The sequence below is a fragment of the Couchioplanes caeruleus genome, from assembly GCF_003751945.1.
Lineage (GTDB): Bacteria > Actinomycetota > Actinomycetes > Mycobacteriales > Micromonosporaceae > Actinoplanes > Actinoplanes caeruleus.
On the sequence record NZ_RJKL01000001.1, the window covers coordinates 7,275,803 to 7,299,841 of the forward strand.

18 protein-coding genes and 4 pseudogenes are annotated in these 24,039 nt (G+C 68.5%); 14 read left to right on the forward strand and 8 right to left on the reverse strand.

Going from position 1 to position 24,039, the window contains the following annotated elements:
- Nucleotides 1-342: 342 nt before the first annotated feature.
- Nucleotides 343-891, forward strand: a complete 549-nt coding sequence (locus tag EDD30_RS32835) for a PP2C family protein-serine/threonine phosphatase (protein ID WP_244945485.1) — start codon at nt 343-345, stop codon at nt 889-891.
- 198 nt (nt 892-1,089) lie between these two features.
- Here EDD30_RS32835 and EDD30_RS41135 read toward each other — a convergent pair.
- Together EDD30_RS41135 and EDD30_RS32845 are read right to left on the reverse strand one after the other, a co-directional pair.
- Nucleotides 1,090-1,201, reverse strand: a pseudogene (locus EDD30_RS41135) (hypothetical protein); the annotation flags it as partial.
- Nucleotides 1,176-1,709, reverse strand: coding sequence for an IS110 family transposase (locus tag EDD30_RS32845; protein ID WP_071803710.1), 534 nt, complete (start codon nt 1,707-1,709; stop codon nt 1,176-1,178). The pseudogene EDD30_RS41135 and the gene EDD30_RS32845, both read right to left, overlap by 26 nt.
- A gap of 250 nt (nt 1,710-1,959) precedes the next feature.
- On the opposite strand from EDD30_RS32845, the gene EDD30_RS32850 reads away from it, so the two are divergent.
- The 5 genes and pseudogenes from EDD30_RS32850 (at nt 1,960) to EDD30_RS41140 (ending at nt 7,426) form a co-directional block, all read left to right on the forward strand.
- A complete protein-coding gene (locus EDD30_RS32850) occupies nt 1,960-2,985 on the forward strand; it encodes a monooxygenase (protein ID WP_244945669.1) in 1,026 nt (341 codons plus the stop codon).
- 606 nt (nt 2,986-3,591) lie between these two features.
- Nucleotides 3,592-5,346 carry a GGDEF domain-containing protein gene (locus tag EDD30_RS32855; protein ID WP_071803712.1) on the forward strand — a complete coding sequence of 585 codons (1,755 nt, stop codon included), beginning with the start codon at nt 3,592-3,594 and terminating at the stop codon, nt 5,344-5,346.
- A 68-nt stretch (nt 5,347-5,414) separates the two neighbouring features.
- Nucleotides 5,415-6,174, forward strand: a pseudogene (locus EDD30_RS32860) (ferredoxin reductase).
- On the forward strand, nt 6,171-6,437 hold the full coding sequence (locus EDD30_RS32865) for a DUF6510 family protein (RefSeq protein WP_071803713.1): 267 nt from the start codon (nt 6,171-6,173) through the stop codon (nt 6,435-6,437). Before EDD30_RS32860 ends, EDD30_RS32865 begins: the two are co-directional and overlap by 4 nt.
- Nucleotides 6,438-6,790: 353 nt before the next feature.
- On the forward strand, nt 6,791-7,426 hold the full coding sequence (locus tag EDD30_RS41140; RefSeq protein WP_071803714.1) for a VOC family protein: 636 nt from the start codon (nt 6,791-6,793) through the stop codon (nt 7,424-7,426).
- Nucleotides 7,427-7,444: 18 nt separating this feature from the next.
- Here EDD30_RS41140 and EDD30_RS41145 read toward each other — a convergent pair.
- Nucleotides 7,445-7,621: pseudogene (locus EDD30_RS41145) on the reverse strand (maltokinase N-terminal cap-like domain-containing protein); the annotation flags it as partial.
- Between EDD30_RS41145 and EDD30_RS32880 the strand changes: the two are divergent.
- A complete protein-coding gene (locus tag EDD30_RS32880; RefSeq protein ID WP_143162579.1) occupies nt 7,620-7,886 on the forward strand; it encodes a hypothetical protein in 267 nt (88 codons plus the stop codon). The pseudogene EDD30_RS41145 and the gene EDD30_RS32880 sit on opposite strands and share 2 nt — an antisense overlap.
- 182 nt (nt 7,887-8,068) lie before the next feature.
- The gene (locus EDD30_RS32885; protein WP_143162580.1) at nt 8,069-8,722 is read left to right on the forward strand and encodes a hypothetical protein; all 654 of its coding nucleotides are present in this window, start codon (nt 8,069-8,071) and stop codon (nt 8,720-8,722) included.
- 292 nt (nt 8,723-9,014) lie between these two features.
- Here the strand turns inward: EDD30_RS32885 and EDD30_RS32890 are convergent, their stop codons facing one another.
- Nucleotides 9,015-10,082: a M6 family metalloprotease domain-containing protein gene (locus EDD30_RS32890; protein ID WP_170047161.1), complete on the reverse strand. Its 1,068-nt coding sequence runs from the start codon at nt 10,080-10,082 to the stop codon at nt 9,015-9,017.
- A 704-nt stretch (nt 10,083-10,786) separates the two neighbouring features.
- Here EDD30_RS32890 and EDD30_RS32895 point away from each other — a divergent pair.
- From EDD30_RS32895 to EDD30_RS32905, 4 genes are all read left to right on the forward strand, one after another.
- The gene (locus EDD30_RS32895) at nt 10,787-11,092 is read left to right on the forward strand and encodes a hypothetical protein (protein ID WP_071803718.1); all 306 of its coding nucleotides are present in this window, start codon (nt 10,787-10,789) and stop codon (nt 11,090-11,092) included.
- 80 nt (nt 11,093-11,172) lie between these two features.
- Complete coding sequence (locus tag EDD30_RS39495; RefSeq protein WP_170047163.1) at nt 11,173-11,346, forward strand: hypothetical protein; 174 nt, start codon at nt 11,173-11,175, stop codon at nt 11,344-11,346.
- Between the two features lie 165 nt (nt 11,347-11,511).
- Nucleotides 11,512-12,843, forward strand: coding sequence for an outer membrane protein assembly factor BamB family protein (locus tag EDD30_RS32900; RefSeq protein ID WP_071803719.1), 1,332 nt, complete (start codon nt 11,512-11,514; stop codon nt 12,841-12,843).
- A gap of 509 nt (nt 12,844-13,352) precedes the next feature.
- Complete coding sequence (locus EDD30_RS32905) at nt 13,353-14,096, forward strand: hypothetical protein (protein ID WP_143162581.1); 744 nt, start codon at nt 13,353-13,355, stop codon at nt 14,094-14,096.
- A gap of 14 nt (nt 14,097-14,110) precedes the next feature.
- Here the strand turns inward: EDD30_RS32905 and EDD30_RS32915 are convergent.
- A pseudogene (locus tag EDD30_RS32915) lies at nt 14,111-15,786 on the reverse strand (ISAzo13 family transposase).
- A 413-nt stretch (nt 15,787-16,199) separates the two neighbouring features.
- Between EDD30_RS32915 and EDD30_RS32920 the strand changes: the two are divergent.
- Nucleotides 16,200-18,305, forward strand: a complete 2,106-nt coding sequence (locus EDD30_RS32920) for a serine hydrolase (RefSeq protein WP_071806473.1) — start codon at nt 16,200-16,202, stop codon at nt 18,303-18,305.
- Nucleotides 18,306-18,419: 114 nt separating this feature from the next.
- Here the strand turns inward: EDD30_RS32920 and EDD30_RS32925 are convergent, their stop codons facing one another.
- Both EDD30_RS32925 and EDD30_RS32930 read right to left on the reverse strand, forming a co-directional pair.
- Nucleotides 18,420-18,890: a hypothetical protein gene (locus EDD30_RS32925; RefSeq protein WP_071806472.1), complete on the reverse strand. Its 471-nt coding sequence runs from the start codon at nt 18,888-18,890 to the stop codon at nt 18,420-18,422.
- A 352-nt stretch (nt 18,891-19,242) separates the two neighbouring features.
- On the reverse strand, nt 19,243-19,773 hold the full coding sequence (locus EDD30_RS32930) for a DUF6232 family protein (RefSeq protein WP_244945671.1): 531 nt from the start codon (nt 19,771-19,773) through the stop codon (nt 19,243-19,245).
- Between the two features lie 43 nt (nt 19,774-19,816).
- On the opposite strand from EDD30_RS32930, the gene EDD30_RS32935 reads away from it, so the two are divergent.
- The gene (locus EDD30_RS32935; RefSeq protein WP_084556533.1) at nt 19,817-22,882 is read left to right on the forward strand and encodes an AfsR/SARP family transcriptional regulator; all 3,066 of its coding nucleotides are present in this window, start codon (nt 19,817-19,819) and stop codon (nt 22,880-22,882) included.
- Between the two features lie 77 nt (nt 22,883-22,959).
- Here the strand turns inward: EDD30_RS32935 and pgfA are convergent, their stop codons facing one another.
- On the reverse strand, nt 22,960-24,036 hold the full coding sequence (gene pgfA / locus EDD30_RS32940) for a cell envelope lipid trafficking protein PgfA (RefSeq protein ID WP_071806470.1): 1,077 nt from the start codon (nt 24,034-24,036) through the stop codon (nt 22,960-22,962).
- Nucleotides 24,037-24,039: the final 3 nt, after the last annotated feature.

The window sequence follows — 24,039 nt, forward strand, 5'->3', positions numbered from 1 at the left end:
GTCGGTCGAGGATTACGGTTGTCGAATCACTGTGCCCCCTCATGGCGCTTGAGGTAGCCGGCCGATGCCGCTATGCCGCGACCTCCAGGCGGCGGTAGCCTGGCGCGCCGGAGGCTTGGCGTGGAGATCAGCACAACGGAATGGAAAGCTGCGGGGCGACGGTCAGTTGCCGCGGCCGGCAGTGTCGTGGGAACGCGGTATGACGAGAACTACGACGTGCTGTACGTAGATCCCCAGCGTCTGTTGGCAGTTGTGGCCGACGGGATGGGCGACGGACCAGCGAGTTCCGCTGCAGGGCGCACCGCCGTGGACGCCTTCGTCCGTCCCTGCAGGGAGTGGTAGGTGAGCCCCATCGTCGCCGGGACCGTGGGTGGCCCCTCTGCGTTGCGAAGCGCGGTCGCCGAGGTCCAACGGGCGGTACGGGCTGCCGGCCGTGGCTCGCCCGATCTGACCGGGTGCACGCTTACCGCCTTCGTCGGTGACTCCGTCGACGAAGACACGGCATGGCTGGTTCAGTTAGGTGACTCTCGGGCGTACCGTCTTCGCGATGGTCTGCTCGAACTACTCACGGCCGACCATACGGCCGCGTGGCTTGGCGTGCTCAACGGCCGGTACACGCCGCAATCTCCGCAGGGCCAATCCGCCCGCCGCCGGCTCACTCGTTACGCCGGACACCCGCAAGCACCTGAGCCCGATGTGCTCAACGTGAGCCTCCGCCCGGGTGACCGGTTCCTGCTGTGTACTGACGGAGTTTGCGACGAGATCGGTGACCAGGACATGACTGAGGCACTCGGCGGGATCCGCGACCCGGCTCGAGCGGTAGAGGCGCTCCTCGGTGAGTGCGCGGAGGGCGACGACAACGCCACCGCAGTCCTCATACGCGTGATGTAGGCCAGGCCGTTCTTCAGTGCGGGATGAGGATGCGTTGGGGGAGCAGGCCGAGGTTGGCGCGGCCGTACATGGCGCGTTTGAGTGCCTTGATGCGGTTGACGTGGCCTTCGGCGGTGTCGGCGGCCTCGGCTGGCGGTGGTGCCGGTTCGGCCAGGCAGCCGCGGTGAGCCCACACCGTCTTCTCCACCGCCTCACCGGGATTGGCCCACAAGTGATAGCGGTCAGCGACCTGAACCGCCTCCGGTGCCCCGGCGCGCGCACCCTCGGCGTAGGCGCCGCCGCGGTCACGGCAGATGACCTGCACGCCGGGATCTGCGTGGGGAAGCTGCCGCAAGGCGCCGCGATCGTGGAGCCAAGCCGCCGCAGCGCGTTCTCGCCCAGGCTACAAAGCTGCTGCAGCGTTCCGGTTGCCGACAGCAGCTCCAGGACGCCGCGCCGGCGCAGGTGCTGGCCCAGCAGCCGTTCCAACGCCGGGTCGACATGCAGCAGCGCGTGGTGCAGCCGGTTGGACAACCGTGTCGCCTCGTTTGCAGATCGGCGTCATAACCGGCAAGCACGCCCAGCGCAGCCACGGCTTTCTCATCTGGTCCGACCCGGCGCAGCGTGTGCGGCAACGTGCGGGCCGCGTCCGCGATGACGAAAGCGTCGCGCGCATCGGTCTTGCCTTCACCGGGATACAGCTCGGCGATGCGACGCATCGCCGGCCCGGGCAGATAGCCGACCTCGATCCCCATGCTCCGCGCCACGGCGATTGCCAGTGCCCCGATCGACGCGGGCTGGTCGACCACCACCAGGGCCGGCCCATGTCCGGTCAGCACTCGTACTCGGACATCGGGCGGCGTTCAGTGTTCACCGGAATCGTGGTCTCCAGCCAGCCAAATTCCCGGATAATCTGGCCCGCGGAGGGGAACCATGGGAATCGGAACGGGACGGTGGCGGCGACGTGCCGGCGGATGCGCCGCAGCGTGGATGACGGCGGCGCTGCTCACGTCGTGCTCCGGCGCCCCGGTCGCCGATGACCCGGCCGGTTCCGGCCCGGTGACTGGCGACCGGATCGGTTCCGCCCACGTGCCCACGCAACCCCTGCGCGCCGGCGAGCGGTTCGCCCAGGTCACGATGCCGGAGGCGTATACGCCCGCGCCTCCCGCCGGCGGCACCGACGAGTACCGGTGCTTCCTCGTCGACCCAGGGCTGACCGGCGACATGTTCCTGACCGGTAGCCAGTTCATCGCGCAGAACACCGACATCGTCCACCATGCCATCTTCTTCCGGATCGACGGGAGCGCCGTCGCCGCCGCTCGCGCGCGCGACGATGCCGCACGGGGACCCGGCTGGACCTGCTTCGGCGACGCCGGGGTGGGCGCTTCCGCGGCCTGGGTGGCCAGTTGGGCGCCGGGCGGGACCGAGACCGTGCTGAGCCCTGACGTGGGCTTCGCCATGCCGGCCGGCAGCCGGCTCGTCATGCAGGTGCACTACAGCCTCTTGACGGTCGACCCGGCGACGCGGCCGACCGACCGCTCCGGCATCAGGCTGCGGCTGACCGACAAGCGTCTGCGGCCACTGCACACCACGCTGCTCACGGCACCGGTCGAGCTGCCGTGCACGGCCGCGGAGTCTGGCCCGCTGTGCGACCGCGACGCCGCCGTCGCCGACGTGGCTCGCCGCTTCGGTGCCGGACCAGCCGCGACCGCCGGTCACCTGGTGGCACAGTGCAGCGCAGGCCGGCCAGTGAAGGGCGACACCCAGCACTGCGACCACCGGGTGAAGCAGGCCGGCAGGATCCACGGCATCGGCGGGCACATGCACCTGCTCGGCCGGGCGATCCGGGTTGAACTGAACCCGGGAACTCGAGCGGCCCGGACGCTGCTCGACATCGATGCGTACGACTTCGACGACCAGCGGCTGCGGTTGCAGGCGGCACCGGTCGCCGTCGCGGCGGGCGACACCCTGCGGGTGACCTGCACCCACGACGCGGGACTGCGCCGGCAGCTTCCGCAGCTGCGGTCCCTGCCGCCCCGCTACGTGGTCTGGGGCGAGGGCACCGCCGACGAAATGTGCCTCGGTATCATCGTCGGCACCCACGACGAGAGCTGAGACCGAACGGGCCGGCCGCGCCCTGGCACTCCGCGCGTGCGGACGGCGATCCGCGGATACCACCGGGCCGACGCGACCGTTGATCGAGATGGTCGGATACGACGGCCTCCACGGAACCCGCGGACTTCGCCCGCGCAACAGTGCGGTCGGCCCGCTCTTGTCCGGCTGGGCGGTCCGGGAGCCGGCCAGTCGCCAGGACTGGGACTGAGGAAGTGGAAGGTCGTGCGGCTTGAGCGGGCAGGTGTCGGACGCGGACGTCACACGCGTGCGACGCGAGGAGCCCTCGCGCTGCAGCGCCGCGGCGGACGAAGCCGGAAGCAGAATCCGGCCCTGACGGGGTACGCACGTGCAGCCGTCGCTGTGGCCATCCTCCGAGGGGGGCTGTGAGGTGCGACGGCGCGGTCCAGCCAATGACCAGTCAATCGCAGACAGTATCGGTAGGATCGCAGGAAGTATCCAGCGTCTCTGGATAGGAGCGCGATGCGCGGGTATCGGACCCGGATACGTCTGCGGCAAAGGGTCGGGGTCAAATTCTTCCTGATGCTCGCGCTCCTGGTGTCATGCCTACTCGCGGTGGCCATGGTAGGGGCAGGCACGCGGGCGAGCATGAAATCCGAGGCGCAGCGGCTCTACGCTGACAGCGCCGTGAACATGCAACGGCTCGCGGTGCTGAGAGCGACCTTCACCGAAGCGGGCCGCGTCGCCCTGCAGATGATTCCGACTACCGATCGCACCCGCTTGGCGGAGCTGCGCACGCGGCTCTACAACTTCACCGTTCCCGAAGCGGATCGGTTGCTGACGGCGCTGCGCGAGGAGCTCGGCCCCGGTCCGGGGACTCTGCCCGTGGATCAGATGATTACCTACTGGCAGGGCTTCCGAGCATTGCTGAACTCGCCGACGGTCCTGGCAACCGCTTCGGGCACCACCGACACGGCCACCAACGATCAGATGGTCGAGCAGGTCAGCAAGGCGTGGAACGCGCTCGAGGCGACGGTCGTGCAGATGCAGACCGACCTGGCGACGCGGGCAGGCGAGGGATACGCCCGCATCGAGCGCGAGTACGAGCAGAGCCAGCGCAATATCACCCTCATCATCGCCGCCGCACTGATCGCTGGGATCGGCGGCGTGGTGTGGCTGATCCGCGACGTCGTACCAAGGATCCAGACGTACTCCCGCTTTGCCGCGGATGTTGCCGACGGGCAGTTGGGTGTGCGTCTGGAACCGACCGGTTCGGACGAACTGAGCGAGCTCGGCCACGCCCTGAATCGCATGGTCGAGCGACGAGCCGCAGAACACGACTACGACACCACCCAGGCTGAATTCAGCCGGGCACTTCAGCTGACCAAGAACGAGAGCGAGGCGCACCAACTTCTCAAGCGCCATCTCGAACGCGCCATCCCCGGCGCCACCGCAGTCGTGCTCATCCGCAACAACAGTGCCGATCGGCTCCAGAGTGCCACGCTGCTGCCAGACGACGGCATCATGGCCGAGCGGCTGGCGGGCGCGTTGCCGCACACGTGTCTGGCGGTGCGGTTCGCCCAACCGAACGACGAGATAGCGGGTCACGACGGGCTGCTACGGTGCGACCTGTGTGGCGATGGCGCAAGCTCCTCCCGCTGTGAGCCACTGCTCGTCGGGGGCGAGGTCATCGGTGCCGTCGTCGTCCAGCGGTCGCAGCTCGCCGAGCAGAACAAGCGACGTATCACTGAATCCGTCGTGCACGCCGCTCCCGTGCTGGCGAACCTGCGCAACCTCGCCCTCGCCGAACACCGCGCCCTGACCGACGCCCTGACCGGGCTGCCGAACCAGCGCGCCTCACACGACACGCTGCTGCGGATGGCCGCTCAGTCCTGCCGCGCATTGGACCCGTTGGCCGTCGTCCTGATCGACCTTGATCATTTCAAACAGATCAACGATCTCTACGGCCACGACAAGGGCGACGAGGTGCTCGCCGCGGTCGGCGCCATGTTCGCCGCCTCCCTGCGAGCCAGCGACTTCGCCGGGCGATTCGGCGGGGAGGAGTTCCTGGTGCTGTTGCCCGGAACCAGCAGCCGCGAGGCGAAGGGCGTCGCCGAGCACCTCCGCACCGCCATGTCAGCCATCACCATCCCCCACTTCGAGCGGAAGATCACCGCCAGCTTCGGCGTCGCCGTCCTACCAGACCACGCCCCTGACGCCGCCACCCTCGTCCGCCAAGCCGACCGCGCACTGTACCTGGCAAAGGCGGCCGGCCGTGACCGCGTCCACATTGCCGCCGACGCGCACGCCCCTACGCCAGCGGTCCGCCATCCACGCATCACCGGCGCCGCCCCGGACGCAACGGCATCAACGGCATCAACGGCCGACCGGCACCCATCCTGACGGACGGCCCAGGCCAGTTGTGTTCGGTACGCGCCGAGCCGAACCGGCTACTCAGGAGATCGGCTGCCATCGGCTCGCCGCTCCTAGCTTGTCAGCGAACGTACGACCAGACCCCCAGCGCCCGCACGCCCGTGTTCGATGTGCCGGGTTGGCCGGGACACCTACCGGGACAACACGTCGACGTGCGGCTGACTGCCGAGGACGGCTACTCGGTGCAGCGCAGTTACTCGATCGCTTCGGCCGTCGACCGTGACCGGGTGGAGCTGGGCGTGCAGCGGGTGCCCGACGGCGAGGTGTCGCCGTACCTGTGTGACGTGCTCGCGGTGGGCGACGACCTGGAGTTGCGAGGGCCGGTGGGTGGCTGGTTCGTGTGGCGCCTGGCCGACCCGGCGCCGGTGCTGCTGGTGGCCGGCGGGTCGGGGATCGCGCCGCTGATGGCGATGGTACGGACCCGGGCCGCGCAGGGCAGCCGCGTGCCGTTCCGGCTGGTGTACTCGGTTCGCACCCCCAGGACGTGTACCTGCCGACGAACTGCGCCGACGCTCCCGCGACGACGCCGGGTTGGCCGTGCGGCTGGTCTACACCCGGCGATCCCCGGAGCAGGCGCTGGAGCCGGCCGGCCGGTTGGGCGTCGCGACGCTCAACAGCCACGGCTGGCCGGCGGAGTTCGCGCCGAACTGCTTCGTGTGCGGGCCGACCGGCTTCGTCGAGACGGTCGCCGACATCCTGGTGGCGCTGGGCCACGACCCTCGACGTGTCCGTACGGAACGCTTCGGTCCCAGCGCGCCGCCACGAGCAGCCGCACCGACGATAGGAGGCCGGCAGTGAACGACGACTACGTCGACGGCAACGCCCTCGCCGGGGATCTGCGGGAGATCTTCACCGTCGACATGACGAGCGTGACGGGACGATGCGCGGCGTGCGGATACCGGGGCACGGTGGCGACGTTGCGCGTCTACCAGCACGCTCCAGGACAGGTGGCCCGCTGCCCGAACTGCGAGGAAGTCGTGCTGCGGGTGGTGCGCGGACCGGGCCGCGCGTGGCTGGATCTGCGTGGCACGGTGAACCTGGAGATACCGCTGCCGTTCTGAGGGCTCAAGGCGACCTACCCGTTCGGCCGGTGCCACACGTGGGCGAGCCGGCCGAGCGGCGGGTTTGACCGGTTGATCGCTGCGACGACGGCGAGGGACCACTTGATGGCGTCCCCGCCGGAGGAGGACGATAGCCAGACGGGGCCTGCCGCAGAGGCGGAAGCAGCATCGTCGGTAGCCGATTCAGCTTGACCGGCAGCCTCCGTGGAAGCGGCAGCTCGTTTGATCCTATGGAGAGTCGGGCCAGTGGCGTCGCACGGAGGCCAGGGGACAGACCGGGAAGTCCTCCGGATGCGACGCGGCCGGCGAAGACGCGGGGGTGATGTCCTGACACGACCCAGGAGGAGGCCGCCATGACCACGACCGAGGACCACCGCAGCAACCCGCGTGTCGGGAACGTCGACATGAAGCTCGAAGTAGTCACCGTTCCGGTCACCGACCTCGACCGTGCGAAGGCGTTCTACGCACGCCTCGGGTGGAGGCTCGACGCAGACTTCGTCCTTGGCGGCGTTCGCGCGATCCAGTTCACGCCTGCGGGCTCCGGATGCTCGATCCATTTCAGCACCAACGATCCTGCCGCCCCGCCGGGGTCCGCCCAGCGCCTGTTTCTGATCGTCTCCGACATCGATGCCGCACGCGACGAGCTGGCCGGGCGCGGCGTCAAGGTCGGCGAGGTATACCACCTGACACCGGATGGTCGCGCCAGCGGGCCGGCACCCGATCGTGGCACCTACAACTCCTATGCCGCGTTCAACGATCCTGACGGCAACGGCTGGCTGCTGCAGGAAGTCACCACGCGGCTGCCCGGTCGCATCGACCCCGGAGCGACGACGTTCGCTTCGGCGAACGACCTGGCGAGCGCGCTTCGGCGTGCAGCGGCAGCCCACGGCGAGTACGAGAAGCGCATCGGTGAGGCAGACGAGAACTGGCCCGATTGGTACGCCCAGTACATGGTGAGTGAGCAGGCAGGCACGGAACTGCCTGCGTGAGCCAACCGGCCCGTCACCGACCCCGACCAGCACCGTCTCGATGCCGACCTGGCCGGCCGGATCGTCGAACCGGAACGCCGCCACGCGCGCCAGCCCGGCGGCCGACTCCTCCGGGTACCACGGCCTGCCGGGTAACCAGCCGGTCAGCAGCTCGATCTTGGTCGGGGTGAGGTCCGCACGATGCAGGAGAGCCATGCGCCCGATTGTCCCCGGCCCGGTTTCCTTTTTCAGTTTCGGTGTGGGGTTCCTGGCAGGGGAGCGGCGCTGCGAGAATGCCGGTATGGAGGATGTGCGAACCACCTCGGAGGACGACATCCGGACTGGTGCCGGGATGAGCCGACGACTCTTTTTCGGCCGGACGGTCGGGCTCGCCGGCGCCGCCGGCGTGCTGCTGACGCTCGCCGGCTGCCCGGGCGGCTCCGGAGACGACGACGACGGTGAGGACGAGGACGACGACTGAGTGGCGGCGGGCCTGTGTCGCTGGCTCCCGAACCGCATCCGGCGTCTTCAAGGCGAGCGATATGAGGAGGGGGTGCCGGTTGACGCCGAGCCGAGTTGAGTCGCGCGGACGTCGGGCGACTCAGCGGTGGAGAGCGGCAGGAACCGGCGCTGGGCTATCGGGCAGCCGCGTACGGTGAGGTGATGATCGGTGCTGAAGGCGGCTCGTCGTCGGGCGTGTCTCGCCGGTCCGCTGCCTGGTGGGTCGTGGTCGTCGCTCTGGCGTGGGTGATCTTCGCCGTGGAGCAGTTCTTCGCCTACCGGGTTGCCGGATTCGGCCTTGCGGTGCTGGTGCTGCTCGGGGTGGGCTGGGTGACGGCGACCGTCGTCACGGTGTCCGGCGTGGTGATCTCCTGGCGACGGTCAAGGCGTTTCCCGGCGGTAACGGCCGCCGCGCTGGGCCTGCTGAGTGCCGGATTGATCGGCGTGGTCGACTGGAAAGGGTGGTACGCGCGCGATTTCTATCGTGAGCACCGGCAGGACTTCGCGCTGCTGGTCGATGAAGTACGCCAAGGGCTGTACTACTCCGATGCGGCTGGTGGCTCGCAGCTTTCCGACGAACTGGCGCATCTGTCGAGCAATGGGCTGGTGGGTGCGGTGGGCACGCCAGACGAGTCCGTGGTCTTTCTCCCAGCGTCGGCGGCCCGAGGGGATGCTCACCGAAACGGCGCTGGTGCGGTTCGCGGCTGCGCCGTTGGCTATCTGAACGTCGAAGTGGACATGCCACCCTCTGTAGAAAGCTATGAGGCGTGCCGGGGCCGGATATCGCTGGGTGACGGCTGGTACTGGGCCGACTGACCCGGAGTGCCGTTCCGGGTGGTCGCCGTCGCCGCCGGCATAGTCAGGCCGGACGGGGTGGGTGCGGTGACCGGCTGCGAGCGCACCTGGGCCGTCAGCAGATGCCGGCGCAGGTCCGCGCTGTGGACCCGTTGGCGCTGCGGGTACACCCGTCGATCCCGCTGACCGACACTGCCGACCAGCCAATAGGCCCGCCGCGCGAGGCCATCACATCCACATGGACCCCCAACGACACCCCGGGGACCCGCAGTCCTGGACCCCGGACATCATCTCTGTCAGCCCTTGAGGCCGGTCACCAGCTGACCTCGACCGTGCGGTTGCCTCCGCTGACGGCGGTGAGCCGGACCCGCACACCACTCGCCGCGTCGGTGAGCTGCTGATTGACCGACACCAGCGTGGCGTTTCCCAGCTCGGCGTGCTCGGGCGAACAACCCGCGACAGCGTTGTTCGGCGTGCGGTCCAGCACCGTCACCGGCCGGTTGCCGCCGCCGACGGTAGTGTCCACCGCGTAGACCAGCACCCCGGGACGGAAACAGGGCGACGTCACATCTTGGGGGCTCACCTGGCGGTTCTCCACAACGATGGCGCGGTGTGGTGTCACCTTGACGACGGCGGTCTTCAGGCCGCCGGTGGTTCCCAGCGGGGTCAGCGTGGCGCTGGTCTTACCGCGAGCAGTGCGGCAGGAGATCTGCGAGTCGTTGAGCCAGCCCATCTTCCACTTGTGCCAGGCGAGATGGTCCGGCGCGGGAGCGGAGATCAGCCCCATGAGATCCCAGCCGCCGACCGGTTCGTGCAGTTGCGGCCACGGCTGGCCGTACGTGTACAGGTCCGGCAGACCGAACAGGTGCCCGGTCTCATGGTTGACGAGTTTGTAATCCCAGTCATCCACGCTCGTACCGAGATTGACCGCGAACCGTCGCTCCACACCGTCGGCCATCAGACCCAGTCCGGTCGGCGCGATCAGGGCCGACGACACATTGATGGTTGTGGCGGTGCGTGGCGAGATCACGTAAACCAGGTCGACGTTGCGGAAGTCCACGACGGCGTCGCTGGCGTTGACCGCGTCCTGCAGATAGGACCGGTGACCGTCGAACGTCTGGTGGTAGCCGGCGTACGCGCTCTGCGCACGTGGCATCCGCCGCCACGACGAGGTGAACGTCGTGGACAAATTCGCCTTCCCGTACGACGCGGACCGCATCCAGTCACCCACCGACGTCGCGAACCGGTCCTTGCGCTCGGTCAACTCCGCGCTGGTGCCCACGGCATCGGAGAAATCGACGAACAGGAACACGGCGCGCAGCGTGCCCTGTGGTTTCAGCCAGCGGGTGTGGTCGGTGGGCCCCTCATGCTCATTGGTCACTCCGGCGGACACCGCCAACCGGCATTCACCCGCGGGAGCCGCGGCCGCCGGTGCACTCGGGCCGGCGACCACCGGAACCGTCGTTGTCAACGTGATGAACAGGGCCGCTATGGCGATTTTCGGCAGCGACCAGCGTTGTCTCACTCCTGATACTCCTGTCGCGGTGAAAGACCGAGGGCCGTGAAAATCATCGCCCGCATGGAGGATACGCAATCATCGATCGCCGGATCGCGCGGCGGTAGGCGAAGGTGCGGCCGGCTTCATGCGGGCAGGCCCAGCGTCGAGCGGGAGGCGGCCATCTCCTCGAACGGAAAGTCGTGATCGCCGTGCCGGCCGCGGGTGCGGGGCCGTGCACCGTGTCGCAACCATGCGGCCCGACCGCCAAGTGCGGCGGTCAGGAGTGCCCTGGCCCAGCGGGGTGGCGCGGCGACTCCGGTGGCCGCGTAGCGGCTGGTCGAGCAGTGTCCGGATGATGCCGCCGGACAGGGGTGTCAAGGAACGTGACGAAGCACGAGCAGGCCCTCGGTCGCCGCCACCGATCGTCTTCGACGAGGAACGGATCGACGAGGTCACCGCGGCCGTGATCCCGATCGACGGCGTGACCCAGGTGCCGGTGCGGGGCGGGGTCGAGGTCCAGCTCTGGGACCCGGTGCGCGGGGTCGGCGGTACCGGTCCGGCTGGTCCGCAACCTCAGCGGCGCCCTGGTGCTGCTGAACGAACCGCGTGGCCGGGAGCTGACCTTCCGGATCGACCCGTCCGCGGCCGGCTACCGCGGTCCGCTCCTCGTCACGGCCGTCCCGCCGGCGAACGGCCCGGCTCGGCTGGTGGTGCCGCTGGAACGGCTATCCGGTAGCGCCTTTGAGAGCGGCACGACCCTCGTCCGCGGATCGGTCGTGCGGTCCGGAGTGGCGGTGGCCGGTCTCACCGTGTCGGCTCAGCCGGCCGCCGACGCGGCCGGGCACCAATTCCCGGCCACCACCGACGACCGCGGAGTGTTGTCGAACGGCTGACCCGGGAGGCCGGCACCGCCCGGGCCGCCGAGGAGGAGGCCGAGAGCGCATTCACTCAGGTCGACCGGCGGCTGACCGCCGTGCTCAACCTGCAGCGCGACATCGCCAAGGCCAAGGACACCTACACCGGCGCGTACGAGCAACTGAAGCGCGACCAGCAGTCCTACGGCGACTTCCTCAAGTCCGAGATCGAGACGCTGGAGGAGCGGCTGGCCCGATCAAGGCCGACGCCGACAAGAAGGTCAAGGACCTGAACGATGCGATCGCTGCTCTGCGCAAGACCGTCGGGTCGCGCGTCTGGCGCCGGGGACCAGGATGAACTCCGGGTCCCCGGCGCGGTCGGTTCCGGTCAGATGGTGCCGAGGTTCTCGTTGGTGACGATCCAAGGGTCGTCGACACCGGGCTTTACGCTGCCCGCCATGAGCGTCATCGATCTGGGACTCGTCGCGGACGAGCGGGACAGCCCGGCCGAAAAGGTCCGGCCACGGCTGCGCTTCGGCGTGTTTCGGCGGGTGCTGGGGGCGGCAGCCGCCGCGCTCTGCGTACTGAGCCTGACGGGTTCGGCGTTACCCGAATCGCACGGGCCGCGAGATCTCTGGAGTGTTGCCTTCGAGGGCAACGGCAACACCTTCACCGTGGGGCCCGACATGGTCTACGTGCAAGGCGGGCCGGACCACAAGCTCACCGCGTACGGCGCCCGCGACGGAGCGGTGCGCTGGACGACCACCAAGCTGGGCGAAGAGGCCCTGATAGCGGTGGACTCCGGGGTAGTGCTGGTCCGCGCCGCGGAGGAGACGGCAGCGGACAACAACGACAGCGGTATCCGTGAGGTCTCCGGCGAGACCATCGCCACCGACGCGGTCACCGGTCGGGAGCTGTGGCGGCGCCCCGGAGAGGCATCCGCCGCCGGTGGTGGACGCGTTCTGTTCATCGAATGGAACGAGGACCACACCACGATCCGGACCATGCACGTCATCCGGCTGAATGACGGCACGCCGCTGTGGTCCCAGCCGGGCGGCGGCGCGACCACGTGGCGGACCGGCGACACCCTTGCCGCCACCGACCGCCTGGCCACCATCAGCAGCCGCGGCCAGGTGCGGATCCGCGACATGACCAGCGGGCGAGTCGTGGCCACCGCAATGGTGCCGTGGGTGAGCCGGGATGAGGAAGGCGACTCCTCCAACATCGTCCATCTCGACGGCCACACGATGTACGTCGAGAACGTGAAACAGGGCGAAGGCAACATGTCGGCGTACGACACCGAGACGATGCGCCGCAAATGGCGCTTAGCCGAGCGCTCCTACGGCGGCAGGTTCTACCCGTGCGGTGCTCTGCTCTGCATCGACCAGCCGGAGGGCGTCTCCGGCTTCGACCGAAACACTGGCGCCAGGCTCTGGCGCATCTCCGGCTCGCCCATCGGCACGCCGTTGAGCCATGGCGGTGTCCTGGTCGCCAGCGACGACGGCGGCTCACAGCATTCCGTGATCGACACCGCCACCGGGAAGCGCCTGGGCGACACGGGCTCGGGAACGCTCGTGGGGAACCCCTTCGCCCGGGAGAAGGCGCTGTACGTGCTGACCCCCGTGTTCCAGCCGCGCGGCCACATGGCCGTGAACAAGATCGAAGACACCGGCAGGGTGGTGCTGCGCGGGGCGATCGGACCCATCGATCAGACCACCTGCCAGAACGGCGGCGAGCTGCTCTTCTGCGTAACTCCCGACGGACGCCTCGCGGTCACGGACGTCGGCTGATCAAGCGGCATCCGCCTTATGCGGTGAGGAGCCGGGCGATCAGCTCGGCGCCGCGGATCGGGCCGCCGCAGGCAGAGTCCTGCACCGGCTCGCTGGCCGCCGTCAGTGCCTTCACGATTAGCTGGACTACCAATGTGGCCGACCCGGTCGATTCGACTTGGCGCCTTAGTCGATGGGAGTGGCGCCGGCTGTCGCCCATGTCTCGGCGGCGGAGGGTGGTGTCGGGCAGCCTGAGGCGCCGGGCGAGGACGAGGACGCGCGATACGGAGATGGAGTACCGGTGACGCTGATTCCGATGGGACACATCCGATGCGTCAGTCCGCCGAGTTTCCTGACTCCGGCCGGATTCTGGTGGTGTACTGCCCGGGATGACTCAACCTCCGCCACCTCCACTTGCTGGAGCGCCGGGCTTTCCGCCAGGTCCCGGCAGACCGGCTGCCTCGCGGCGCAAGAAACTGATCATCGCGGGTGCGGGTGCGGGTGTACTCCTCTTGCTGTGCTGTGGCGGCGTGACTGTGGCCGCCGTGATGAGCGGCGAAGACGAGAAGAAGACCGCCTTGGAGTCGGTGGTTTCCGAGACGGCCAGCGCCAGCCCTACTGCCACGTCGGCCGCGACCACTGACACCGAACCGCCGGTGGCCACTCCCGGAACGACCACTCGGGCGCCCCAACCCACCACGGCAGCGCCGGCGCCACCGGTGCCGAAGACGCCGGCGCCAAAGGTGTACCGGGGAAGGGGCGACAAGGTGGTGAAATTCCGCCCGGTGATCACCGACTCGTTGCTCATGACAACATCCTGGACAGGCGCCGACGGAAATATCACCATCTACGCGCTGAGCCCGGACGGCGACGAGGATGATCTCCTGGTCAACGCTATCGAATCGTATTCCGGTCAGGCACTCTTCAACCCTCAGGGGTCGGAGGTCGCCGGCCTGAAGATCGAAGGCGGCGGGTCGTGGACCGTCAAGCTGGCGTCGCTGACCACAGCCAAACGGTGGAACGGGTCCGGGACCTACTCCGGCAAGAGCGACGGCGTGGTGAATGTCGCGTCGTCCTTCGACCCGCTCGACTCGATCGAGTTCGTGAGTACCAATTCAGACTCGAATGTCACCATGTACGCGTACGACTCCGACGGAGATGCCGATCTCGTCGTCAACGACATCGGCAACTTCAAGGGTGAGCACCTGGTTCCGAACGACTCAGTCCTGTTCGTCATCAACAGCGACGGCCGATGGACCATCAAGAAGACCTAAGGGCGTGCAGATTTTTAACTTGCCGTCTTGATCTGCGTGGTTGTGTTTGATGGGGTCGCGGCGGTTCGGGGTGGGATGGCTGGGACGGTTGCTGTGCTGGCTGGGGTGATGGTGATGCCTTGCTGGTGGAGTAGGTGTCGGATCTCGGTGGTGGTCCTGTGGATGGTGGCACTGCTGCTGTTGAACATCGCGGCGAGGCGGCGGCAGGGTAGCTCCAGCCGTAGATGCAGGATGGTGACCAGGACACGGTCCGGGAAGCCGAATCGGTGTGGCCGGCCGGATTGCGCAGGGTGTGGTTTTCTGTCTGCGTCGATTCCTGTTGCTGTGCGGTCTTTTGACGGTGGTGGCGCAGGATGTCCAGGCGAGCGATGAGGTCATCGAGTTGCTGTTGCGTCATCCCGGTGAGCAGCGGGTGCGACAGAGCCGCGATCTCGGTGGCTGCCGTGGTGTCCTGCTGGCCGCTCTGGTGGTGATGCCGGCTGGTGCTGGGATGCAGGGTGTAGTTCCAGTCGCCGTGGAACAGGTGCCGGGCCAGGGGCAGGGCGATCATGTTCGCGTCGTTGACGCTCAGGCCGATCGGGTAGGAGCCGGTGTCGAGGTGGGCCTGCACCCGCAGACCGGTTGTTGTCGTGGTCGCGGCGATGGACTGCACGATGACCTCGTGGCTGGTCAGCGGCCGGCCGCGCCAGTTCATCGAGATGTGCGAGAACAAACGGTGCTCGATCTTGTTCCATTTCGAGGTGCCGGGCGGGAAGTGGCAGACGGTGATCTGTAGTCCGGTCTCGGCGGCCAGTGCGGCGAGTTCAGCCTTCCAGGCACGGGTGCGGTAGCCGTTGGAGCCGCCCGCGTCCGCGGTGATCAGTAGCCGGTCGGCGTGGGGATAGTCGTCGTGACCGACGGTGGTCCACCAGCGGCGGATGGACTGGACGGCGAACGCGGCGGTGTCGTGGTCGGTGCCCACGTTGACCCAGCCGGTGTTGGCGGTCAGGTCGTAGATGCCGTAGGGCACCGCCTTGCCCAGGCTGTCGCCGGGAAAATCATGGGTCTGCGTGGCCAGCGGCCTACCGCTGGGTCGCCACTGCCGGCCCGGGTTGCTGAACGCGCCGACGAGTTCCTTCTTCTTGGTGTCCACGCTGATCACCGGATCAGCGGTGCTCTGATGAGCGGTCACCTGCGCGCTGATGTAGCGAAACTGAGCGTCGCGGTCGGGATGCTGGCGACCTTCAAGGGTCTTGGTGTTGGCCTGCAGGCTGAAGCCTTCATCACGCAGCAGGCCGGCGACGGTGTCCGCGCTGACTCGATGACCTTGCCGGGTCAACTCATCGGCCAGCTTGCGGGTCGACTTCGTCGTCCACCGCAGGGCCACCATCGGATCACCACGTTCATCCGGCTCGACCAGCGCCAGCAACGCCGTCCGCAAACCCGGATCCAGCTCAACAACCCGTTTGCGGCCTCCACCCGGGCGTCGCGCCCGGCCCAGCGACGGCGCGCCCGACTCCAGTTCATCGACGCCGGCAGACACCGTCGCCTCACGCATCCCGGCGGCTTGCGCCACCGCCCGGATGCCGCCATGGCCGAGCGCCCGAGCCTCAGCTGCCAGCAGCAACCGCCGCTGCCGCTCGTCCAGATGCGGCAAAATCACCTCGAACTTCGCCGCCAACATCGACCGAACCTCATCCGAGACCGCCATAACAGATCAACGAACAAGAATCCCGGAAGCTACGCCTTAAACCTCGGCAAGCTCTAAGCGACGTCTCGTAACCCGGTGGCAGTTCGAGATTGTCATGCACGCCGCGACGAGGACCAGACCTCGCTGCCACCGGGTTGTGTGCGCCGGTATTTGAACGTATTCAACGGTCGCGCCACGGTAGACGTCGAGCGCGGCGGATGCCGTCCCGTGAGGCGTGGCGTGCGCCACGGTCGGTCATTGTCCGGGGATACGCCGACAGCGGAGCAAAACCACATATCGCCCCAATTCGACGCGTCCGGATGGTAGGCCTCTGGGGACAAAACTCCACGGAGGAGGGTGATATGGAACCTCGCGGGCCCCGCTGGCGATCCGCCGGCACAGCCGCAACCGCGGTGACAGCGCTCTGTCTGCTCATGCCCGGCACAGCCGTCGCCGCACCGGACGGTGACGCCGCCCGACAGCTGGCGAAGTACCAACGCACGACGAAAGCCGCACCGGGCATCGACCAGGAGGTGACCCTGCCGCCCGGCGACCCGGCCGAGGCCGAGCGCACCGCCCGCCCCACCCGTAGCGGACGCAGCGCCGACTGCCCCGTCTCCGCCCACGCGGCGTCCCGGTTCGCCGGCTTCGACGCCGTGGCCGAGGACCTGATGGACCAGTGGAACATCGGTTCCAGCACGCTCGCCGTCTCGGACGAGTGCAGCACCATTTACCAGCGCGGCTACGGCCTGACCGGCCCGTTCTGGCTGCGCAACGTGCCGCCGCCGGCCAACCCGCTGCAGATCTTCGGCACGCCCACCCCGGCGAACGCCCTGTTCCGGGTCGCCAGCGTCGTCAAGCCGATCACCGCCGCCGCGATCCACGACCTCGACGAGCGCGGCATGCTCGACAAGGGCGACCGGGCGTTCTGTGTGCCCGGCAGCCCGGCGAACTGCCACGTGACCGTGAACGTGCCGGCGAACTTCGACACCCGCATCCGGGACATCACCGTCGGGCAGATGGTCGGGCACAGCGGCGGCTTCGACCGTACGGTCACCACCGACTATCTGTTCCGGGCGTGGGAGACGTACCAGGCGCGCAACCTCAGCGCCCCGCCGACGCCGCGGGACTTCGCCGAGTACATGCTCTCGCTCGGCCTCGACTTCGCCCCGGGCACCGACGGCGAGTACTCCAACCTCGGTTACCTGATGCTCGGCATGGTGATCGAGAAGGTCAGCGGAATGTCCTACCGCGACTACGTGTACCAGCGCCTGCTCGCGCCGCTCGGCATCTCGTCGGCGGACGTGGTGCTGTCGCGCGGCAAGCGGCTCACCCGTGATCCGCGCGAGGTCGCGTACTGGTGCCTGGACAACAACTGGGGCACCAACGAACCGATCAGCACGTACCCCGGCGAAGCCGGGCAGCGGCGCTGCTTCGCCGACGGCGGTTGGGTGCACGAGTCGATGGCCGCGCACGGCGGTCTGTCCATGACGGCCAACGCGCTGGCGCGGTTCTATGCGCGGTGGTGGAACTTCGGCAACCCGCGCGACGGCGACGAGTACTGGGCCTTCCCGAACCCGGACGCGTCGGCCTACTCGCACGGCGGCAGCCTGGAGGCCGTGCAGACGCTGGCGGCCCGCTGCACCAACGGCCTGAACGTCGTCTGGCTCACCAACCAGCACGCCTGGGCCACCTGGCAACAGGCCACGGTCGAGCAGCGGATGTGCGCGGCGGCCGACGACTTCCTCGCCCAGGGTCCGTACTACTCGTCGATCTGGATCAAGGACTCCGGCGGTCACGTCGCCGACCCGGACACCCCGGCGAACCTGTACCAGGCCCGGGTGGACAACCTGCGCGGCGCCGGCTGGCGTCTGCTCGACGTCAACGGCTACCGCAGCCGCGGCGCCACCTACTACGCCAACACGTGGGCGCGTGGCGACGGCACCCAGTGGATGGCCACCCACGGCCACGACTTCGCCGGCTTCAACACCCGGTTCGACCAGCTCAACGACGACTGGCGGATGACCAAGGTGTCCGGTTGGACCGACGCCGGCGGCATGCCCCGGTATGCCTCGGTGTGGGTGGCGAATCCGAACGACGCCGCGTGGCGCACCCACATCCGGATGACCAACGCCCAGTACCAGAAACGGGTCGAGGACTACGACGCCGACGGGTACCGGCTGATCTCGGTCGACGGCTACGAGCTGGGCGGTCAGGCCCGCATCGCCGCGGTCTGGCTGTACGACCCGGCGGGTGCCGGCGCCCCGAGCAACACGGCCACCCCGTACCGGGCGATCCACGGCAAGGCGATCGGTGACTACCAGAACTGGCTGGCCAACGCCGAGGCCGACGGGTACCGGCTGACCGACAAGGACATCTACACCGTCGGTACGGCTGTGCGCGTCGCAGCCATCGCCACCAAGCAGCCAGGCCCGGATACCAAGTCGTTCTCCGACTGGAACTTCTTCACCTGGGACGACAACGCCAAGCTGCAGGAGGACGCCGGCTGGCGTCCGGTGAGCATTTCCGGTTACCGCTAGGAACCGTCTCTCGGATCATGGTTTGGTCCAGAGCAGGATCCCGGCCAGGGTGAGCGCGGCCTGGTTAGTGCGCGGCGAGTTTGTCGGTGCGCATGGCCAGGCCGCGCCGGACCGTCACCCGGTTACGGGAATTCCTGGAGTCGTCTCGCGGTGGGAAAGGATCGGATTGAGCTCGGCGAGCATGTCGATCAACTGGTGGGCGCCGTGGCGGATTCGATCATCTGTGTCTTTGGTCAACGCCTCGCACTCCCGCACGGCGGCATCCCGGTCGCTGGCGAGCACCCCGAACACGTCCATTACTGCTGTGTGCATCCAGTCAGCGTGGTTCAGATCGGCAGCACCGAGCGCTGCGGCGACCACCGCAAGCCCAGCTCTGTCCTGACGACGCAGAAGGGCCTCCGCCGTCACGCGGGTGACGAACGTATCCTCGGTGTCCAGTAGGAGATCCAGCAGCGCTGCCTGGGTCTCAGGTGTCTCGGCCAGGCTCGCTAGACCGCGGCCCGCGTCAGCTCGGTCACGGTAATCGGAGCTTCCCGCAAGCCGGATCAGCGCCGCCACCGCAGCGCGTCTCGCCTCGTTGCTCATGGGCTCATTATCCCGGCGACCTATGACTCGCCTTCCGGTTAGGTTCTCATCGCCGCGTTCACGCCGGTTGCGACACATCCCTCAGGCCAGGCAGCCAGCTTCGCCGATCAACATTCCTGACCGTACGGCGAAACGCAAGGCATCTGGCTTCGGGGCGCTGGCCGCCGGGGAATGTGGACTGTCACCCGATCGGCTGATCTCGGTGCCCGGCCCAGGACCGCAGTGGCCTCCGATCGTGGGGACGCTGCTGGATGGCATGGACCAGGTGTGGTTGCCGCGCGCCGGCGGCGTTCGGGCCTGGTCCTCACCACGCTGAGTAAGGCGCTGATGTCGATGGCGGTCGAACCGAGTGTCACGGACGGTCGCGACCGACTGGGGACACGCGGATCAGGGCCCGGCTGATCTTGCCGAATTCGATGGTGTTTCTGGTCTGGTAGAGCTGCACCGGTGTCCCTTGATGGTCCGCCCAGAGTTGGTATTCGGCCGGACGCATTCGAGCCCGTACGACGGCCAGGGTGGCCGGTGCGGCGACCAGGACTCCAACCAGAACGAGCAGCGCGGACGGCGGGACGAGCGAGCCGATCACGACAACTGCGGGTAGCGAGAGCGTCGCGGTGCAGGCGGCCCGCTGTGCGATGCGATCGGCTGGTCCGCGCGCCTTGCGGAGGTTGTCCAGCTGGTTGATGGGATACCGGTGGTGGCCGTGGGAAAAGGATCGTTCCGTGATGCGTACGGTGTCGTGGTCGTAGAACGTGGTCATGCACCACACCTCCTTGCGCTCGCGCTCGTCTGTTTTCGGGTTTCGTGTCGCCGGCGGCGGCGCCGTCACGCAAGCATCGAGGAGCGGGCTCCGAACGTGGCCGTAGCAATCCCGTAGCAGCACGCGGGCCAAGGCACGACCAGTGGAGTAGTGACACGATGTCATCGTGTTGGAGCTGCGGCTGTTGGGCGATGTCGCTGCCTGGTACGGCGGCCGCCGCGTCTCGTTGGGGTCGCGGCAGCGCGCGGTGCTGGCGGTGCTGGCGTTCCACGCCAATCGCGTGGTGAGCCGGTCGGATCTGGTGAGGCTGGCCTGGGGCACAGGCGCGGACGGCCCGCCGACGACGGTCGACCGGCTGGTCACCGACTACGTCTCACGTTTGCGAACGGCGTTTCGCCAAGCGGGTGGCGGTGAGCAGGCGCGGCTGATTGCCCGCCCGCCCGGCTACCTCCTGGAGGTGGATCCGGCACTGGTGGACTGGCTGCGGTTCCGCAACCTCGTGAGTCACGCCCGGGCGGCCCGGTCGGCCGGCGACGACGCCGACGCGGCCGACCTGTTGCGCCGTGGGTTGGGGCTGTGGCGCGGCCCGGCTCTGGCCGATCTCGACAGCAGGTCACTCGACCCGCTGCGCGCTCGCATGAGCGACCTGCGGCTGGCCGCGGCCGAAGATTTCGCCACCGGCGAGCTCGCTCGAGGCGGCGGCGCTGAGGTGGTCGAGCTGCTGGCCGAGCTGGCCAGCGAACATCCCGGCCGGGAAGGGCTCGCCGCGCTGCTCATCCGCGCCCTGCACGTCGCCGGTCGCCGCGACGAGGCGCTGGCCGTCTACCAGCGCACCCGCTTCCACCTGACCGGCCACCTCGGCGTCGACCCTGCCGCCGTCCTCGACGACGCCTACCGGTCCGTGTTGCACGGCCAGGCACCAGGCCCCGCGCCGCCGCTGAACCGTGGCCGCGAGGTTGGCGAGGGACGGCCGGCGCAGCTGCCCGCCACCACCGCCGCGTTCACCGGCCGCCAGGAGGAACTCGCCGAGCTGCTCACCCTCGTCCCCGACGCCGCCACCGAGCCCCGTGGGGTGGTGGTGATCTGCGCCGTGGACGGTATGGGTGGCATCGGTAAGACGACCCTTGCCGTACACGCCGCCCATCGGCTCGCCGACCGGTATCCCGATGGCTGTCTGTTCATCGACCTGCACGGCTACACCCGCGCCGTCACCGCCGTCGAACCCGGGCAGGCACTGCCGCGGCTCCTGCACGCCCTGGGGGTGCCCGCCGAGCAGATTCCGGCTGAGGTCGAAGACCAGGCCGCGCTCTACCGCAGCCGGCTCGCCGGCCGGCGCATGCTCATCCTGCTCGACAACGCCCGGACCGCCGAACAGGTCCGCCCGCTGCTGCCGGCCGATCCCGGCTGCCTGGTGCTGGTCACCAGCCGGCGTCGGCTCAGCACCCTCGACGAGGCTCGATCGGTGTCGCTGGACGTCCTGTCTCCGGCCGATGCGACGGCCCTCTTCAGCAGGATCGCCGGGCCCGGCCGCGTGGCCGGCCACCCGGGGACGATCGAACGCATCATCGAACTGTGTGGGCGACTACCTCTGGCTGTCCGCGTCGCTGCCGCGCGGCTACGGGCCCGCCCGGCATGGACCGTGACACACCTGGCCGACCGGCTGAGCGACCGGCACGGCCGGCTGGCGGAGCTCGACGACGGGGAGCGCGGCGTCGCCGCCGCTTTCAGCCTGTCCTATCACGACCTGACGGCCGAGCAGCAGCGTACCTTCCGGCTGCTCGGTCTCCATCCGGGCACCGAGACGGACCCGTACGCCGCCGCCGCGCTCACCGGTCTGCCCCTGGCCCGCGTCGGCCGGATCCTTGACGACCTCCTGGACGCTCACCTGCTCGTCCAACCTGCCCAGGGCCGGTACGCGTTCCACGATCTGATGCGGGCCTACGCCGCCGACCTTGCCCAAGCCGAGGACGCCGATGACGTACGACGAGCGGCCCTGACGAGCCTGTTCGACCATTACCTTGCCACCGCCGCCACCGCGATGGACACCTTGTTCCCCGCCGGGATGTTCCAGCGGCCGCGCATCCGAGCCGTCGACTCGCCCTCCCCGCCGGTACTCGATACGGTCACCGCGCGGGCCTGGCTGGACGCGGTACGACAGAGCCTGGTCGCCGCCTGCGCTCACGCTGCAAGCCATGGCTGGCCGGGCCATGCCAGGCGCCTGTCTGCCACCCTCGCTCTCTACCTGGACTTCGGTGGTCACTTCACCGACGCCCTCACCATTCACGGCCATGCCCGACACGCGGCCGGCATCTGCCGTGACTGGCCCGCCGAAGCCCATGCGTTGACGAGCCTTGGCACCAGCCTCGACGGACTGGGACGTCATGCCCAGGCGGCCGAACATCTCGAACACGCCCTTGTCATCTGCCGCGCGATCGGCTTCCGGGCCGGGGAGGCCCGCGCACTGAACAACCTCGGCTACGTCCATTGCAGGTGGGGCCACTACGCGCAGGCCGCGGACTACGCGCGTCAAGGCCTCGCCATCTTCCGCGAGACCGGTAACCGTCTCGGCCAAGCAGACGCACTGGACACCCTCGGCATCGTCCACCGGCAACAGGGCCGTTACGACGAAGCCGTAGACCACTCCCGGCATGCCCTTCGCCTCTATCACGAGCTCCGCGACCCCTTGGGAAAGGCGATGCAGCTCGAACGGCTCGGTGGCATCCATGCGCGCCAGGGCCGTTACCAGGAAGCCATTGCTCACCTGGAGCAGGCGCTGCACCTCGACCGCGAGATCGGCAACCGCCCCGGCGAAGCCGACGCACTGAACGAACTGGGCCTCGTCCACCGGCAGCAGGGCCGCTATGCCACCGCGGCCGACCACCACCGGCAGGCAATCGAGCTCTACCGCAAGATCGGCAGCCGTTCCGGCGAAAGCGCGGCACTCAACGGGCTCGGCGAGACCCTTTACGCCGTTGGACGCCCCGACGAGGCCCGCATCCAGCACACCGCCGCGCTCGCTCTCACCCTCGAGACCGGCGACGGACACGAACACGCCCGGGCTCACACCGGTATTGCCCGCATCCACCATGCCGGCGGCGCCCTCGACCTCGCTCGCCGCCACTGGCAGGAGGCCCTCAGCCTCTACACCGGCCTCGATGTCCCCGCGGCCGACGAAATCCGCAGTTCCCTGACCGCACTAGACCAGGCGGCCACCGCTCATCGGCGGCAGTGACAAGGAACGGTCACATCAGCATGACACCTCCGGGTCCCGCACCCTGGCGCGGTGCGGGACCCGGTGTGCCGAGTTGGTCAGGCCGTGACCTTGCCGTTCTCGTCCTCGGAAACGTCGTTCTCGTCGGTGATCTCCTCGTGGCGTCCGCGGGCAGCCTTGCGGCCCGTCGCCACCATCCAGGGTCCGGCGATCAGCAGGATCGCGCCGAGCACGGCCACGCCGATCGGCAGCCAGAGGCTGATTAGCTGGATCTGGCTCTTGCTGTCACCGGCCGACGCGACATTGTGCGACACCGTGCCGGGGGTGTAGACGAAGTCGCCGTTGAGGAGCTGGGTCGGCGCGCCTACGTTCGGCACGAAGGTCTTGCGCTGCCGCTCCGACACCTTGATGAAGTTGCCGGTCACCGGCTCGACCCAGATGGTACGGGTGTTGCTGTACCTGACCTCGCCGCTCGTGGCGGTCTTGGCGAACGCGCCGATCAGCGACGCGATCCGCTCCTGGGAGAAGTTCAACGCAGTCTCCGGGATGACCTGCTCGAAGCGGTACACCTCGAGGCCGTCGATCTTCTCAGTGTCCTTGAACTCGATCGGCAGCGCCTTGCGCAGGTCACGGTCGAAGTACTCGTAGTTCTTCCGCTCCGTGCCGAACGGGAACTTGTAGAGCTGGCCGGTGTAGGAGACCGGGGCCGGAACGGCCGGCGCGGCCACGTCGTTGAGCTTCTGTCCGTTCCACTCGACGGCGGACGCGGTGTCCCGGTCGACGGCGATCAGGGCCTCGTACTGGCTGATCGTCTCGTTCTTCTCGGTCCAGACGACCGTGCCGAGGCCCCGCCAGACGACCGCCTCGCCCTTGAGGTCACCGGTCAGCTCCTTGTCGGTGGTGTCCGGCAGCGGAGAGATCTCGGTGGTCGACTGCAGCGTGCCGGCCTTGATCCCGACTACCGGTGCGTCGCCGCCCTTGGTGTAGAGGAACTGGGCATTCTGCGCCTCGGCGACGCTCGGCCGCAGGCAGTCCTCCTTCACCGTCTCCGTGCACAGCTTAAGGTCGTATGGGAGCCGGGCGACCGACGGCGCGACGAAGAACGCGAGCCCAGCAGCGATCACCACGGCGAAGACGCCGATGCCGAAAAGGATGACACCCAAGCGAGTTTTCATTGA

Coding starts and splice junctions, on each gene's coding strand:
- pgfA (WP_071806470.1), bottom strand. CDS start 24,036: ATGAAAACTCGCTTGGGTGTCATCCTTTTCGGCATCGGCGTCTTCGCC.
- EDD30_RS32925 (WP_071806472.1), bottom strand. CDS start 18,890: ATGAGCAACGAGGCGAGACGCGCTGCGGTGGCGGCGCTGATCCGGCTT.
- EDD30_RS41140 (WP_071803714.1), top strand. CDS start 6,791: ATGACCACGACCGAGGACCACCGCAGCAACCCGCGTGTCGGGAACGTC.
- EDD30_RS32920 (WP_071806473.1), top strand. CDS start 16,200: ATGCCCGGCACAGCCGTCGCCGCACCGGACGGTGACGCCGCCCGACAG.
- EDD30_RS32900 (WP_071803719.1), top strand. CDS start 11,512: ATGAGCGTCATCGATCTGGGACTCGTCGCGGACGAGCGGGACAGCCCG.
- EDD30_RS32855 (WP_071803712.1), top strand. CDS start 3,592: ATGAAATCCGAGGCGCAGCGGCTCTACGCTGACAGCGCCGTGAACATG.
- EDD30_RS32880 (WP_143162579.1), top strand. CDS start 7,620: ATGCGCCCGATTGTCCCCGGCCCGGTTTCCTTTTTCAGTTTCGGTGTG.
- EDD30_RS32885 (WP_143162580.1), top strand. CDS start 8,069: ATGATCGGTGCTGAAGGCGGCTCGTCGTCGGGCGTGTCTCGCCGGTCC.